The organism is Heliomicrobium gestii (assembly GCF_009877435.1).
Lineage (GTDB): Bacteria > Bacillota > Desulfitobacteriia > Heliobacteriales > Heliobacteriaceae > Heliomicrobium > Heliomicrobium gestii.
The window spans coordinates 35,895-50,614 of record NZ_WXEX01000013.1 but is presented as its reverse complement, the minus strand read 5'-3'; the positions used below and the strand labels follow the sequence as shown (position 1 = coordinate 50,614).

Genomic DNA, 14,720 nt, shown 5'->3' with positions numbered 1-14,720 from the left:
AGGTAGAATGGTTTATTTTCCCTCATGATGGGAATGCTGTTACTAAACAGTGCGCAAAGGAGTTTGGACATGGCAGAACAACGTGACTGGCAGCGCCTGCTGTCCGGAGAAAAACAATATTTTTCGTCGAACAGCCGGCAATGCGCCCATTCGCTCGGTGATGCCCTGGCTGAACTCATCCTCTATCTGGATCCCACCTTGAGCCGCCCGCGCGTCGTCTTCTGCATCGGCACCGACCGTTCGACAGGCGATTGTCTCGGACCCCTCGTGGGCACCCAGTTGGCGCCGCTGGCCTCTAATTACTATCATATCTACGGCACCCTGGATGATCCCATTCACGCCACCAACCTGGTGGAGAAGAAAAAAGCGATCGAAGAGATCCATCCGGGGGCGTTGATCATCGCCATCGACGCCTCGCTCGGACGGATCGATCAGGTGGGTCAGGTGACCCTTTCCCTGGGCGGGTTGCGCCCCGGCGCGGGCGTAAAAAAAGATCTCCCGGAAATCGGAGATCTGCACATTACCGGCATTGTCAATGTGGGCGGTTTCATGGAGTTCATGGTGCTGCAAAACACGCGCCTTTCTGAGGTGATGAAGCTCTCGAACCAAATCAGCCGCGGCCTCTTGTACGGATACTACCGAGCGGCTCGCCGCAAGCCGGTGGCGTCGCTGACCTTTCATTCGTCCGCCACGGCCTTGGACACCCAGTCGATCGAGCCGGTATGGCCCTGAGCGTGTTTCGCTCTTTTCGAGAAGGCATCCCAACAAAAAAGGCTCCCCAGAGAATTCCGGTGTCCAGCGATTCTCGGGGGAGCCTTTTCGCAATCTCTCTTACGCTTTTTAGAGCGCCGTCTCCAAGGCTTCCTCGTCCTCTTCATCCTCTTCGACGGCACGGGATGGCCGCGTCTCTGTCCGGGAACTGCCGTGAAAGACGGCGCCTTCATCGATGATCAGGCTGGTGGCCGTCAGGTCGCCGTACAGCCGTCCCGTCGAGGCGATTTCCAGGCGTCCGGAGGCGTCGATGTTCCCATGCACCGTTCCGGCGATGATCACATTGCGTGATTCAATGGTCGCTTCGACACGACCGGTTTCCCCGATGATAATATCGCCTTTGCCGACGATTTCACCGCTGAACTGTCCGTCAATGCGGACCGTCCCCGTGGCTTTTAATGTGCCGGTGATCAGAGATTCCCTGCCGATGACCGTATCGATGCGATCAACGGCGGTTGCGTTTCCTTCTTTTTTACGGCCGAACATGGGCCATTCGCCTCCTTCATCCTGCCTTGGTTCTCGGACAGATTTTTTGATCAATGGAGCAGATAACGCTCGGGATCTTGCAGTTGCCCCTGAAGATAGACCATGAAGTGAAGATGGGGACCGGTGCTGCGCCCGCTATTGCCCACATTGCCCAGCGTATCGCCCCGTTCCAATTCCTGATTGACTTTCGCCGTGATGGCGGAGAGGTGGCAGTAGGCTGTTTGAAACCCCTGTCCATGGTTGATCTCCACCACCCGGCCCAGTCCCGGTTTCCACCCGGTAAAGACGACGGTGCCTTTGGCGGCAGCGCGCACAGGGGTTCCGTAGGGAGACGCCAGATCCAGCCCGGAGTGGAATTCGTTCTTCGTTCCAAAGGGTGAGCGACGGTTGCCAAAGGGAGAGGTGATTTCTCCTCGCACCGGATAGCTGGAGGGGACGGCGGCCAAGTAGGCCAACCGGTTGGTCACTTCTTGATTGAGTTGCTGCATTTCTTTTTCCTGATCCGTCAATTCAGAATCCAGTTGCCGAATCGAAGCAGCCAACAGCCCCAGTTGATCCGGTTCACCGCGAAAGAGTTGCCTGACGGTTGCGCCCATGCGGCTTCGTTCCGACATGGCGCTGCCGGAGCGAGAAGGAACCGTTCGAAACGCCTGCAACTCCTGTTTTGCCATTTCCGGGGCAGCAGAGCTTTGGTTCAGGGGGGGCGAGGGCGCTTTCACGCCTTCTCCAGACGCCCCATCGCCTGTTCCTTCGGCGCCGGCATCGGACCCGCCATCGATGCCGACCATGCGACGGATCTGCTTGTCCAACGCTTTGACGCGTTCGAGCTTTTCCTGAACAGAATCCGAAACATCCCTCAGTTCTTCGATTTGACGAGCTTGTTCCTGGTTGACCGATCGCAATCGCTGCAACTCTGTAAACTCAAATAGGGTGTACAGAGCAAGGATGACGATCACAAGGAATAGACCAGCGCCAATCGCTCCGCCGATGAACAGTTTGCGCATGCGTTCCGGTGATAGGTTGATACTCCATGTTTCCTGGCCCGAACCTGGAGCGAAAATGATCGTATAGGGTTGTCGACGGCCACGACGCGGTGATTCCACTTTTGGGATGGGGTTCACCCCGCTTTTTGAAATCCCGGAAAGATCGTTATTCGTCTACCAAGTAGATTTTTCCTGCTTTTCGCTGGGAAAATGTCGGTAAATTATTTATCCATATCTGCGAGGGCCTTACCAATGGCCTCTTCCTCTTCCGCGGATAGCAGGTATGTTGATTTTCCGTTTTGGATCGGCTTCGCGTAAACTTGGGACAGTTCCCTTCCATAGAGGCTGCTGATCACGACGCCGTTTCGTTGGTCGTTGAGCATGGCTACGGCAAAGCTCTGATCCGACCCAACGTTTTCAAAGGCGTTAAATCGAACGATGCCGACGTGGCGCACCGTCTCTTTGCTGATCGCCTCGAGCAGGGCGATCGAGCGATCCATCGTCTCGATCCGCTGCACCAATTGTTGTGAGAGCTGCATGTTCTCTTGAAGCAGCGCCTCCAGATTTTGTCCTTCTTGGCCCCTCATCAAGGTCTGATACATGCGGGTGACCTTTTGTGTTTTCACCACTGCGACCAGACCGATCACAATCATCGTGATGGTGAGTCCCAGGCACATCAATGTCAATCCGGCCAGGTTATCATTGGCCCATGCGATTAATCCCGGCATTTCCAAAATACCCCCCTTCGCCCGTCATTTTTATTTCCACGTTTCCGCCTTATTTCCTCTACTTGGTCGACATTTTTCCGTTTCTGCTGCACCTGCTGGCGGCGCCATGGAAGGCGTGAGGGATTGGATCACCAAAATTCTTTCACAAGTATTCCCAAGAACGATAGAACTTACGCGCATAAACGCATCCTGCCTTTTCACGAAAAAAGTGAACCCTCCCCTGTCAAAGCGGGAGGGCGACGGGGATCACTAGCGACTGCATCCGCGCGCATCGACCGACCATGTATCTACAGGCCTTCCTTCGTCATCGACGATCGTCACTTCCTCTGCCAGATTGATGACGGGACAGGCGTGGTTGGGAATGACCGAAATCGTCACGCCGAGCGGCAGTTGGGGACCATCCGGGGCGGTTCGTTCCAACACCCCATGTTCTTCCGATAGACGGGAAAGCTTCCAACCGGGAACGGACAACATCCCATAGCCCACATCGGCGCGGTTCCCGTGAGCGCCCTGATCCAGGGCGAGCACCTTGGCGCCACAGTCGATGATGCGGCGGTCCGGAGTCGGGCAGGCGACGACGGTGGTCAGGACATGTAGGGCACATGCGTCGGGCGGACAGACGCCCAGGCGAACTTGGGTGGCGTCGTGAAAGACATAGTTGCCGGGCCGCACCTCGGTGACACCAGGCGTATCCAGGTTAAATCGCACCGACGGCGTAGACCCCACAGAGATCTCGGGGATCTCGATCCCCTCTTGTCTCATCGCTTGCGCCACTCGCAGCAAAACAGCGCCCTCTTCCCGGCCGATCGTTTCCCGTTCTTCCGAAGAGGTGGCGCCATAGATATGACCGGCATGGGTCAAGAGGCCGCGAAACCGGACTTCGGTGCAGGCGGTGACCGCGCGGATCAACTTGTCGAGTTGTTCCCCTGGGGGATAACCGACGCGATGCAGGCCACTGTCGACCTTGACATAGAGGTCAACTTTTTGTTCCCGTCGGATCGCCTGGCGACGCCAGGCTTCCAGCCGTTCTTCCGAATCGACGATGGTCGCCATGGCGGTTCTGGTTGCCATGTGAAAGTAGGCGTCCCACTTGGCCTCCCCCCATAGGGGGTAGGCGACAAGGATATCCTGCATCCCGCCGTCGATCAGCACCTGCGCCTCTGAGAGCTTGGCCACCGTGAATCCGGCAGCGCCGTTCGCCTGTTGAAGCTGGGCGATGGGAAGCAACTTGTGCGCTTTGAAATGAGGCCGCAATTTGACGCCTTTTTCCTGGCATTTTCTTGCCATCGTTTCAATATTGGCAAGCAGTTGTTTTTTCCGGACGATCACCATCGGTGTCCACACATCGTCGGTTGGCCAGTGTTTCTTTTTCAATTTCGTAAGGGTAGGGTTCATTTTCCGTTCCTCCTCCGCCATCAGCCAGGCGGAAACAAACCCGCCCCGATGATGGCAAAAAGAATCCCCGGCAATAGGTTGCCCACACGCAGTTGGGTAACACCCAGTATGTTCGTTCCGATTCCTGTGATCAGCAGGCCGCCGACGGCGCTCATCTCAGCGATCATGCTCTGCTGCAAAAAGGGTTGTATGAATGAAGCGGCCAGGGTGATGCTTCCTTGATAGATGAAAAGCGGCAGCGCGGAAAGGGCAACGCCGATCCCCAGGGTGGACGCCAGGATGATGGAGGTGATTCCGTCCAGCATGGCTTTGACAAACAAAACGGATGCGTCGCCGGTAAGACCGTCCTGAAGGGAACCCATGATTGCCATCGCGCCAACGCAGTAGATCAGGCTGGCGGTGACGAAGGCTTTCGCCACGTCGCCGTGATTGTTGCCGACCTTGCTCTCGAGCCACTGCCCAAATTGCTCCAACTTGGCTTCGATGCCGATGGCTTCGCCAAGGATGCCGCCGAGGACGAGCGACGCCACCACAATCAGGGGATTTTTTGATTGCAGCGCCATTTGGATGCCGATCAACGATACCGATAAGCCAATCCCCTGCATCACCGTCACTTTGAACCGCTCGGCAATCGCTTTTTGAAAGAGGGCGCCCGCGATGGCGCCGCCGATGATGGCGACTGTGTTGACAATTGTGCCGGTCATATCGTATTTGCCTCGTTCACCAGTTGGGTGATGGCGGCTACGACCTCCTTTATTTCGGTCTCAGTGCTAAATATCCCCGGGCTTAACCGAACCGTTCCGGTCGTAAAGGTGCCGCTTCTCCGGTGGGCCAACGGCGCGCAGTGCAATCCTGTTCGTACGGCAATATTGAACGCTTTGTCCAGCAGAAAACCCATCTCTGCGACTTCCATCCCGTCGACCGTGAGGGAAAGGACTGCTGCTCTCGATTCACCGATAGGCGGTCCCATCAACCGCACCCCTTTTAGGCCGGCTAAACCCTCCATGAGTTGTTGGGTGAGCATCCGTTCATGGGCTTCAATCTTTGCTTGCCCGAATTGGTGGATGTATTCCACCCCAGCTGCCAATCCGGCGATCCCCGGTGTATTCGGTGTGCCGCTTTCGAAACGGTCAGGTAGGCAGAGCGGCTGCAGCTCCGATTCACTTTGGCTGCCTGTCCCTCCATAGCGCAATGGCTCCAGATCAATTCCGGGCATGATACAGAGTCCGCCTGTGCCTTGAGGACCGAGCAGCCCCTTGTGGCCAGGAAAGGCGAGCAGGTCGATGCCCCAAGCCTCCATCTGGATCGGAAATACACCTGCCGTCTGCGCCGCATCGACGATGACAAGCAGGTCGAGCGCCTTGGCCGCTTTAACGATGTTCTCCAGATCCTGCATTGCCCCGGTTACATTTGAGGCATGATTTAGGATCAGGGCTTTTGTATTTGCTTTTCTGTTTTGCTTGATCTCATCCGGATCGATTCGTCCATAATCATCACCGTCCAGATAGGTGACTTCTACTCCACGATGCTGAAGGATATAAAGAGGTCGTGCGACAGCGTTATGTTCCAACCGGGTGGTCAACACATGGTCTCCCGGCTTGAGCAAGCCGAAGATGGCCAGGTTGAGGGCATCTGTTGCGTTTAAGGTAAAGACAACTCTCAGGGGATCGGGAAATTGAAACAAACGGGCAATGGCCACCCGTGCGTTGTAGATGGCTCGACCTGCGTCAATGGCCATCTGGTGACCCGCCCGCCCCGGATTGGCGCCGATGGTTTTTCCGACACGCAGCACCGCCTCCCAGACGGATTCCGGCTTTGGCCAGGAGGTGGCTGCATTGTCCATATAGATCAACGAAGGTTCATCCTCTCATCAGTTGCTCGAATGATTCACGTGAAACATTGCATCCGTCGCAGCCTATTGTTTCACGTGAAACATTATTTCTTCGCGACTTCCTGATCTACGGAAAACAGACAACTGCTCTGATGTATGTTTCACGTGAAACATTGCTTCTGATTCTGCCTTATGTTTCACGTGAAACATAAGGCTTATAAATGTATGGTTACGTGTATGTTTTCACCAAAAACCGTCGCCCACTACCTTTATGCCTCTTCAGATCCGAGTAAGTAGTCACATAGTCGCTGTAATTCATCGGAGCTAAAGAAACTAAGTTCGATGAATCCCGTCGAACCGTTCGAACGGATTCGCACCTGGGTCTGCAAGATGGATCGCAACCGCTCCTCCATACTGGAGACTTCTGGGTTTGGAGCGAGAGGCGCCGCCTTTACACGAGGCTTCGTTGTAACTGGCGCTCCACCATCCAAAGTAACCGATTGATCATCGCCTTCTTTACCCGTATCGGCTTTTTCAATCACAGTATCCGAACCTCGTTCGAAAATCTGTTGATTTCGAAGGCGAACTTCTTCTTCCATTCTTCGTACTGACCAATTCTCGTCAGCACCTTGCAGTGCCAACTTTTCCTGTTCCGCTACATCGGCGACGCTAACGATCACCTTGGCATGGCCTGCAGTTAAACGTCCCATTGATACCATTTCTTGCAATGAAGCGGGTAATGTGAGCAGGCGAAGCGAATTTGCAATGTAAGAACGGCTTTTTCCCACCCGTTTAGCCATCTGCTCTTGTGTCATTTGATGATCATCCATCAGTGAACGAAAAGCGAGAGCTTCCTCGATGGGATTAAGATTCTCACGTTGGATATTTTCAATCAATGCAACCTCAGCAACAGTTTTCTCATCCCATTCACGGATGATGACAGGGACTTTCACCATTCCTAATTGCTGACACGCTCGCCACCGGCGCTCCCCGACGATCAATTGGTAGTGATCCTTTCCGAAGGGCCTCACGACCAGCGGCTGAATCACGCCATGCTCTGCAATGGAACGCGCCAATTCCTCTAGCGCTTCTTGGTCAAAGTATTTTCTCGGTTGATCACGGTTTGGTTCGATTCGGCTGAGTTCAACTTCTGTGGCTGCTTGTGTTTCTATCTTCGTTTCTTCTACAGCAGTTATCCCCGGAATCAACGCTTCTAACCCCTTTCCGAGGCCTCGACCCATCCCTTTTTTAACCACGTTCCAACACTTCCTTCGCTAACTCCCGATAGACCTCGGCGCCGCGTGAACGAGTGTCGTACACAATGATGGGCTGACCATGGCTAGGAGCCTCACTCAAGCGAACGTTTCTCGGGATGATTGTCCTGAATACCTTATCATGAAAATGATTTTTTACCTCATCGACGACCTGGATCGCGAGATTCGTCCGCGCGTCAAACATGGTTAATAATACACCGAGAATGGATAGATCGCTGTTAAGGTGCTTCTGTACCAATTTGATCGTGCTCATTAACTGACCAAGACCTTCCAGTGCGTAGTACTCGCACTGGATGGGGATCAGCAATGAGTCGGCTGCAGTGAGGGAATTCAAAGTTAACAGACCAAGCGATGGCGGACAATCGATGATGATGTAGTCAAAGCGATTCCGTAACGGATCCAGGGCGCGCTTTAACTTGACTTCTCGTGATATTGCCGAAACCAGCTCAATTTCTGCTCCGGCCAATTGAATGGTCGCCGGGAGAACAGAAAAACGCTCCCAATCCGTTGTCGATAATATGGAATCAGAGGGAGCTCCGTTGATCAGCACATCATAAATGCAATGGCGCACACGCAATTTATCAATTCCTGAACCGCTCGTCGCATTGCCTTGCGGATCCATATCGACCAATAACACCTTTTGGCCTAACTCAGCCAAACAAGCACTGAGATTGACCGCTGTCGTTGTCTTCGCCACGCCACCTTTTTGGTTGGCTACGGCGACAATATGAGCCAACTGTTTCCACCACCTTGTCATTCACCTTTTCATTTATTCAGTTCAACACAATAAACTGCAAGTCCTTCATTAGGGTTATGTTACAGAGGTCTCAAGCAAAGAAATATCGGGCACCCTCTGAAAAAAGAAAAAAGAGGGCAACAAGCAGTTTACCCCCTTTTCAAAGGGAATCACCTTATGTACGTTGCTTTAGAGCCGTATACAGGAAAATAAACGGGGAACATATTTTCGTTTTTACAAAAACCAAGGTGAATTCACATGGCGCAATCGTAGGTCGATTACAATCGCAATTCATTGTTTCACGTGAAACAATTCTGTAATGTTCGCCTATGTTTCACGTGAAACAATGCTATGGCCAACTCGTAAATGTTTCACGTGAAACATTTACACCAATGGTTTGCGCGTAGGGATTCCTGCTTTCCGAGGATAAGCGTTCGAAATCGGTTTTTGTTTACGAACAGCAATCAGTGTTCGACGATCCCCCGAAATCGGTAGTGTGATTGATTTTACATCATCAATCTCCCCGCCCAATAGACGCAGTGCTGTCTTTGCTTCATCTACCTCTGTGGGCCCATCAGGCCCCTTCAAAGCAATAAAGCGACCGCCCACAGCAAGAAAAGGAAGGCATAACTCCAACAGGACTGGAAGTCTGGCTACAGCGCGACTAAAAACCAACCCATGCTTTTCACGGAGTTGAGGAACACGAGCGGTGTCCTCAGCTCGACCGTGAACAACCTGAACATTAGTCAATCCCAAACGTTCCGTCGTTTCATTCAGAAAGCGGCAACGCTTTTGCAAGGAATCCAGCAACACGACTCGCCACTGCGATCGAATGAGCGCGAGAGGAAGTCCAGGAAATCCGGCCCCCGTTCCAACATCGATCACCGATAGCGCCGTATCAGGCAAATCCAAGAGAAGGGGACTCATAGAATCAACAAAATGTTTTTCAGCGACACCTTCGGGATCTGTGATGGACGTCAGATTCAAATGCGCGTTTGTTGCCAACAATGCTTCTGCATAGACGGTGAATTGGTCAATCCTCTCCGATGAAAGGGCAATCCTCCACTGCTCCAAGCCCATTTGGACATACTGGCGGAAACGGACGACCTGGTCAGCATCCCAGTGCGTTAACTTTCCTGTTTCTTTCCCGTCATTCAATCGGTTGTCCTCCATCCACTGGCGTGAGACGACGCCGTTGCTCCAGATAGACCAACAAGATGGAGATATCGGCTGGATTGACGCCCGAGATTCGGGATGCTTGGCCGATCGAAACCGGTTTTCTGGCGTTTAATTTCTGTCGGGCCTCCGTGGAAAGGCCGTGGATCCCGGCATAATCGAGATCGTCAGGAAGGCGTTTATTCTCCAACTTGTTAAAACGCTCCACCTGTGACTGCTGTTTCAACAGATAACCTTCAAACTTGGCTGATATCTCAACCTGTTCAGCCACCTCTGGATCTGTTGTCTGCGATGATCCATCATCATCCAATAATATCTTCAGATCATCGAAAGACAATTCAGGACGGCGCAACAAGTCATACAGCGACACCCCCTTCGACAGGGGGGCGCTTTGCTTGTTATCCAGTATCGATTGCAGACGGCCATTTCCCGGTGTGACGGAAGTGGATTTCCAACGAGCAATCTCCTGTTTGACACATCCCACTTTCTCGCAATACCGTTGATACCGGTGATCATCAACCAGCCCGATGGAATGGCCAATTTCCGTCAACCGTTGATCCGCATTATCCTGTCGCAACAACAAGCGATACTCAGCACGCGACGTAAGCATCCGATAGGGTTCATTGGTCCCCTTAGTGACCAAATCATCAATAAGGACACCGATATAGGCGTCCGATCGCTTTAATACAACCGGCGAATCCCCCTTGATGAGTCGCGCGGCATTGATCCCCGCCATCAACCCCTGGGCAGCGGCCTCTTCATATCCGGAAGTGCCATTGATCTGACCGGCTGTAAAGAGACCCCCGATCTCCTGATGTTCCAATGATAGTTTTAACTGTGTCGGATCGACATAGTCATATTCAATGGCATAGCCGGGACGAATCACTTTGACGTCTTGCATGCCGATGAGGGATCGCAACATGGTCACCTGTACGTCTTCGGGGAGGCTCGTGGACATCCCCTGCACATACATCTCATGGGTGTCTTCCCCTTCAGGTTCAATAAAGACCTGATGACCCTTCTTGTCAGCAAAACGGACGACCTTGTCCTCGATTGAGGGACAGTATCGCGGTCCGGTGCCCTCGATCACACCGGCGTAAAGGGGCGATCGATGAAGATTATCCCGGATGATTTGATGGGTTTCCTCTGTCGTATAAGTCAGCCAACAGGAAACTTGCGTTCGCTCAACTCGAGGCGAAAGAAAAGAGAAATTCAACGGTTCCCGATCACCCGGTTGTTCCACCATCTGACTGTAATCGATCGTGCGCCCATCGACACGAGCCGGTGTGCCCGTTTTGAAACGACCGAGACGGACACCCAGATCACGCAGCGACGCCGCAAGTCCGACAGAGGGAAAATACCCATTAGGTCCGCCGGGGTAATGAAGATCACCGATGATGATTCGTCCCCGCAAGTATGTACCGGTCGTGATGACGACGGCAGATGCAGCGAAAAAAGCGCCCGTATTTGTACGTATCCCGCAAACACGCCCATGCTCGACCACCACCGACTCCACCATTGCTTGCCGCACATCAAGATTTTCCTGGTGTTCGAGAACACGTATCATCTCACGTTGATACCGTTTTTTATCCGCCTGCGCTCGCAGCGCATGGACAGCAGGGCCCTTTCCTGTATTTAGGAGCCGGATCTGAATACAGGTCTCATCGATGGTCAATCCCATCTGTCCGCCCAGCGCGTCGATCTCACGGACGAGATGACCCTTTGCCGGACCGCCGATAGCCGGATTGCAGGGCATCAGGGCCACATTGTCCCAACTGATCGTCAGAATCAGCGTCTTCGCCCCCATGCGGGCTGCGGCCAATGCCGCTTCACAACCGGCATGGCCGGCGCCGATGACGATCACATCATACCTTCCTGCTGAATACTCCATTGCAATTCCACCCTTATTTCTTCGAAAACAACACCGTCAATTACCCCCAAATCGGGGAGTCACTGTTTCACGTGAAACAATATCGTGAGGGTCCTTAAATGTTTCACGTGAAACAACATCGTCGTCGCCAAGCCTACTTCCCAATACAGAAAGAAGAAAAAATCTTATCTAAAATATCCTCTCCAACGGTATCGCCGGTGATCTCACCCAACGCCTCCCAGGCCGCCTTCAGGTCAATCGTCAAAAAATCAGGACTCGCCCCAACATCGACAGCCTCCAGGGCTTGCCGCAGATGGAAATCCGCCCGTTCCAACGCCTCACGATGACGGGCCTGTGTGACCAAGGCCGAGCGGCCGCCATCGCGGGTAACCGGGCCCTCTCCCTCACGACCTGCAACAGTCGAGCCATCCTGACCATAAACCATGGAACGGATCAGATCGGACAGTTCCTGCAATCCCCAGCCTTCTTTCGCTGACACCGAGAGGATCGGCATCTTCCCCACCAGGGAACGAAGACGCACATCATCCAAACGGCGGATCGCCAGATCACTCTTATTGACCAGCACGACAGCGGGACGGTCAACGAGCGATCGCAACAACGCCTCATCTTCTTGGTTCAGCCCGTCAGAACCGTCGAGCACGACCAACACCAGATCGGCTTTTTCAAGGTACTCCCGCGTCTTCTCTACGCCGATCCGCTCAACGATATCCTCTGTTTCACGGATGCCGGCCGTATCAACGATCCGAAGTGGAATGCCGCCCAAATCGATGTATTCTTCAATGGCGTCACGGGTAGTCCCCGGAATCTCCGTCACGATCGCTCGCTGTTCATCAAGCAAGGCGTTCATCAGACTGGATTTTCCTACATTGGGACGGCCGGCGATGACCGTGCGCCACCCCTCCCGGAGCACGCGGCCAGTCCGTGACCGTTCCACAAGATCGCCGATCTGCTTCCCAATGTGGACCACCGTTACGCGCAACCGCTCGCTCCCCATGTCCGGCAGGTCCTCCTCCGGGAAATCGATCATGGCCTCCAGATGCGCCAAAAGGGCCAGTATGTCCGCGCGGACTTGATCGATCCGGCGAGACAACTGCCCTTCCAACTGGGATAGAGCTGCGCCGAGCCCATCACGGGTCTTGGCGCGGATCACTTCAATGATCGCCTCGGCCTGAGCCAGGTCTAACCGGCCACCCAAAAAAGCGCGGCGCGAAAACTCCCCCGGCTCCGCCAACCGGGCGCCCGCCCGGAGGACAGCCGTCAAGGTCTCTCGAACCGGCACAGCCCCACCGTGACAATGAAACTCGGCCACATCTTCCGTCGTAAAGGTGCGCGGTCCCACCATCCAGGCGACGAGGGCTTCGTCGATCTCCCGTCCATCATCCGGGTGAATGATCGTGCCCAAATGCAGTGTATGGGAAGCCCATTCGTCGACGCCACGGCCGTAACGCGGAAAAAACACCGCCTTGATCACATCCCGGGCGCCGGGACCGCTGACCCGCACGATCCCTATCCCACCTTCACCAGGCGGAGTGGCTACAGCAGCAATCGTGTCGCCGACCATCGAAACATCCTCTCCCAATACAGGAAAAAAAGCGCCTAAGCGCTTTTTTATTCTCTCCTGTGATATTCCCAATCATACCCACATAAGCAGGAATTCCTTGTCCAGATGACTATCCTTCGTTCTTATTCTCTTCACCAACCGAGTAGAGATGGGGACGGGCCTTATTCTCCCGTTGCTCCGCACCGTCGCGCGCTTCCCGATTTTCCCGGTATCCGCCGTACTCCCGCGGTTCACGGTTTCCTTGCGATTCCCTGTTCTCCGGACGAACCGGTCGTGGACGACGGGGTTCACCCCAGCGCGGAGCACCGAATCCCTCCGGACGAGGACGTTTGGCATCTGTCTTCGGTCCGATCACCACTTTGCGGAAAGGTTCTTCCCCCTCCGAATAGGTGACGACGCGGGGGTCGCCTTGCAGCGTCGTGTGGATGATTCGCCGTTCCTGCGGGCTCATCGGCTCCAAAACCACCTTGACACCGGTTCGCTTCACTTTTTCCGAAAGGCGTTTGGCCAACCGGATCAGCGTTTCTTCCCGGCGCTGGCGATAATTTTCTACGTCCAACAGAATCCGGACCCGTTCCGGGCCTTGGCGATTCACCGCCAGATTGACCAAGTACTGCAGCGAATCGAGCGTATCGCCGCGGCGGCCGATCAGGATCCCCAGATCGTCGCCGGAAAAACCGATAAACAACGTGGAATCGCGCCATTCCGGCTTGATTTCCGCTTGAATCCCCATGACACGAAAGATGTCCTGAATAAAACGGATGGCATCGCGCATCGGATCAGGCTTCACCGTAATCCGGACGCGGGCGGGACGGGTTCCAATCAGACCCAAAAAACCCTTCGAAGGCTCCTCAAGAACGAGGAGCTCTACATCCTTCTCTTCCAGTTTCAATTCCGTAAGGGCCGCGCGAAGGGCTTCCTCCACCGTTTTTGCGGTCTTTTCCAATACGATCGGTTGGGACATTACGCGGTACCTTCCTTCCGAACATTCAGACTGCGGTTCATATAGAGCTGCTGAAGGATACCGACCGTGTTGAAGGTCACCCAGTAGAGAGACAGACCGGCAGCAAAGCTGTGGGCCATCCAACCGATCAACAACGGCATCGAATACATCATGATTTTCTGTGTCTGTTCCGCCGACGCATTGCCGCCGGACGAGGAAGGCGTCACCTTCATCTGCAGGTAGGTCGTCGCCGCAGCGAGCAGCGGCAAGATGTAAACCGGATCGGGAGAGGAGATATTCGAGATCCAGAGGAACGTCGCGTCGGCTTCATTGATGTAGGGAAAGTGTGTCAGTCCATTATAGAAGGCGATGAGGAGCGGAAACTGGATCAACAAGGGCAGGCAGCCGCTCAAGGGGTTGACGCCATGCTCCTTATAGAGCTGCATCATCGCTTCCTGCGCTTTTTGGGGATCTTTTTTATACTTCTCCTGGAGCGCCTTCTGTTTCGGCGCCAGTTCCGCCATGGCCCGCATCGATTTCATCTGCTTGGCGGAGAGCGGATACAGGAGCATTTTAATCGTAATCGTGATCAGGATGATCGCCAGTCCATAGCTGGGAACGCCGATTTTTTGCGTGATGATGTAAAAGAAGTTGATCATCGAGGAAAATGCGTCAACTAGACTTTGCCACAAGGCAAGCACTCCTCCTTACTTATGTACCGACTGATGGCGATCAAGGGGGATCATAGCCCCCGGGATGAAAGGGATGACAGCGCAACAACCGTCCGGCGGCTTTCCATAGCCCCCGGATCACCCCGTACTTCTCCAAGGCCAAAATGGCATACTCGGAGCAAGTGGGCGCAAACCGACAGGTGGGTCCTTTGAGCGGCGAAAGATAGAGGCGATACCATCGAATCGGGACGATCACCACATCCACCATCCGCAT

At 54.1% G+C, this 14,720-nt stretch carries 14 protein-coding genes and 1 pseudogene; 1 reads left to right on the top strand and 14 read right to left on the bottom strand.

Annotated features, from left to right (window positions below; translation table 11 throughout):
- Positions 1-69 precede the first annotated feature (69 nt).
- Positions 70-732: a spore protease YyaC gene (gene yyaC / locus GTO89_RS13990; RefSeq protein ID WP_161262719.1), complete on the top strand. Its 663-nt coding sequence runs from the start codon at positions 70-72 to the stop codon at positions 730-732.
- A gap of 108 nt (positions 733-840) precedes the next feature.
- On the opposite strand, the gene GTO89_RS13985 is transcribed toward yyaC, so the two are convergent.
- The 14 genes and pseudogenes from GTO89_RS13985 to yidD all read right to left on the bottom strand — a co-directional run bounded on the left by GTO89_RS13985 (position 841) and on the right by yidD (position 14,720).
- On the bottom strand, positions 841-1,257 hold the full coding sequence (locus GTO89_RS13985) for a bactofilin family protein (protein ID WP_161262718.1): 417 nt from the start codon (positions 1,255-1,257) through the stop codon (positions 841-843).
- 50 nt (positions 1,258-1,307) lie between these two features.
- A complete protein-coding gene (locus tag GTO89_RS17875; RefSeq protein ID WP_161262717.1) occupies positions 1,308-2,378 on the bottom strand; it encodes a peptidoglycan DD-metalloendopeptidase family protein in 1,071 nt (356 codons plus the stop codon).
- An 83-nt stretch (positions 2,379-2,461) separates the two neighbouring features.
- On the bottom strand, positions 2,462-2,968 hold the full coding sequence (locus GTO89_RS13975) for a DUF4446 family protein (RefSeq protein ID WP_161262716.1): 507 nt from the start codon (positions 2,966-2,968) through the stop codon (positions 2,462-2,464).
- Positions 2,969-3,217: 249 nt separating this feature from the next.
- Positions 3,218-4,363 carry an alanine racemase gene (locus GTO89_RS13970; RefSeq protein ID WP_161262715.1) on the bottom strand — a complete coding sequence of 382 codons (1,146 nt, stop codon included), beginning with the start codon at positions 4,361-4,363 and terminating at the stop codon, positions 3,218-3,220.
- A gap of 20 nt (positions 4,364-4,383) precedes the next feature.
- Positions 4,384-5,067, bottom strand: coding sequence for a DUF554 domain-containing protein (locus tag GTO89_RS13965; RefSeq protein WP_161262714.1), 684 nt, complete (start codon positions 5,065-5,067; stop codon positions 4,384-4,386).
- Positions 5,064-6,215 carry an aminotransferase class V-fold PLP-dependent enzyme gene (locus tag GTO89_RS13960; protein WP_161262713.1) on the bottom strand — a complete coding sequence of 384 codons (1,152 nt, stop codon included), beginning with the start codon at positions 6,213-6,215 and terminating at the stop codon, positions 5,064-5,066. Before GTO89_RS13960 ends, GTO89_RS13965 begins: the two co-directional genes overlap by 4 nt.
- Positions 6,216-6,463: 248 nt before the next feature.
- A complete protein-coding gene (locus GTO89_RS13955; protein WP_161262712.1) occupies positions 6,464-7,450 on the bottom strand; it encodes a ParB/RepB/Spo0J family partition protein in 987 nt (328 codons plus the stop codon).
- The gene (locus GTO89_RS13950) at positions 7,443-8,225 is read right to left on the bottom strand and encodes a ParA family protein (RefSeq protein WP_456237456.1); all 783 of its coding nucleotides are present in this window, start codon (positions 8,223-8,225) and stop codon (positions 7,443-7,445) included. Before GTO89_RS13950 ends, GTO89_RS13955 begins: the two co-directional genes overlap by 8 nt.
- A 363-nt stretch (positions 8,226-8,588) precedes the next feature.
- Positions 8,589-9,362, bottom strand: a complete 774-nt coding sequence (gene rsmG / locus GTO89_RS13945) for a 16S rRNA (guanine(527)-N(7))-methyltransferase RsmG (protein ID WP_161262710.1) — start codon at positions 9,360-9,362, stop codon at positions 8,589-8,591.
- Entirely contained in the window at positions 9,355-11,271 is a 1,917-nt protein-coding gene (mnmG, locus tag GTO89_RS13940) for a tRNA uridine-5-carboxymethylaminomethyl(34) synthesis enzyme MnmG (protein ID WP_161262709.1), read from the bottom strand. The genes rsmG and mnmG overlap by 8 nt, the downstream gene beginning before the upstream one ends.
- A gap of 133 nt (positions 11,272-11,404) precedes the next feature.
- Positions 11,405-12,832, bottom strand: a complete 1,428-nt coding sequence (gene mnmE, locus GTO89_RS13935) for a tRNA uridine-5-carboxymethylaminomethyl(34) synthesis GTPase MnmE (protein WP_161262708.1) — start codon at positions 12,830-12,832, stop codon at positions 11,405-11,407.
- A gap of 340 nt (positions 12,833-13,172) precedes the next feature.
- Positions 13,173-13,796 (bottom strand): annotated as a pseudogene (gene jag / locus GTO89_RS13930) (RNA-binding cell elongation regulator Jag/EloR); the annotation flags it as partial.
- Positions 13,796-14,476, bottom strand: coding sequence for a YidC/Oxa1 family membrane protein insertase (locus tag GTO89_RS13925; RefSeq protein WP_328793922.1), 681 nt, complete (start codon positions 14,474-14,476; stop codon positions 13,796-13,798). The pseudogene jag and the gene GTO89_RS13925, both read right to left, overlap by 1 nt.
- 31 nt (positions 14,477-14,507) lie before the next feature.
- Entirely contained in the window at positions 14,508-14,720 is a 213-nt protein-coding gene (gene yidD, locus GTO89_RS13920; RefSeq protein ID WP_407929496.1) for a membrane protein insertion efficiency factor YidD, read from the bottom strand.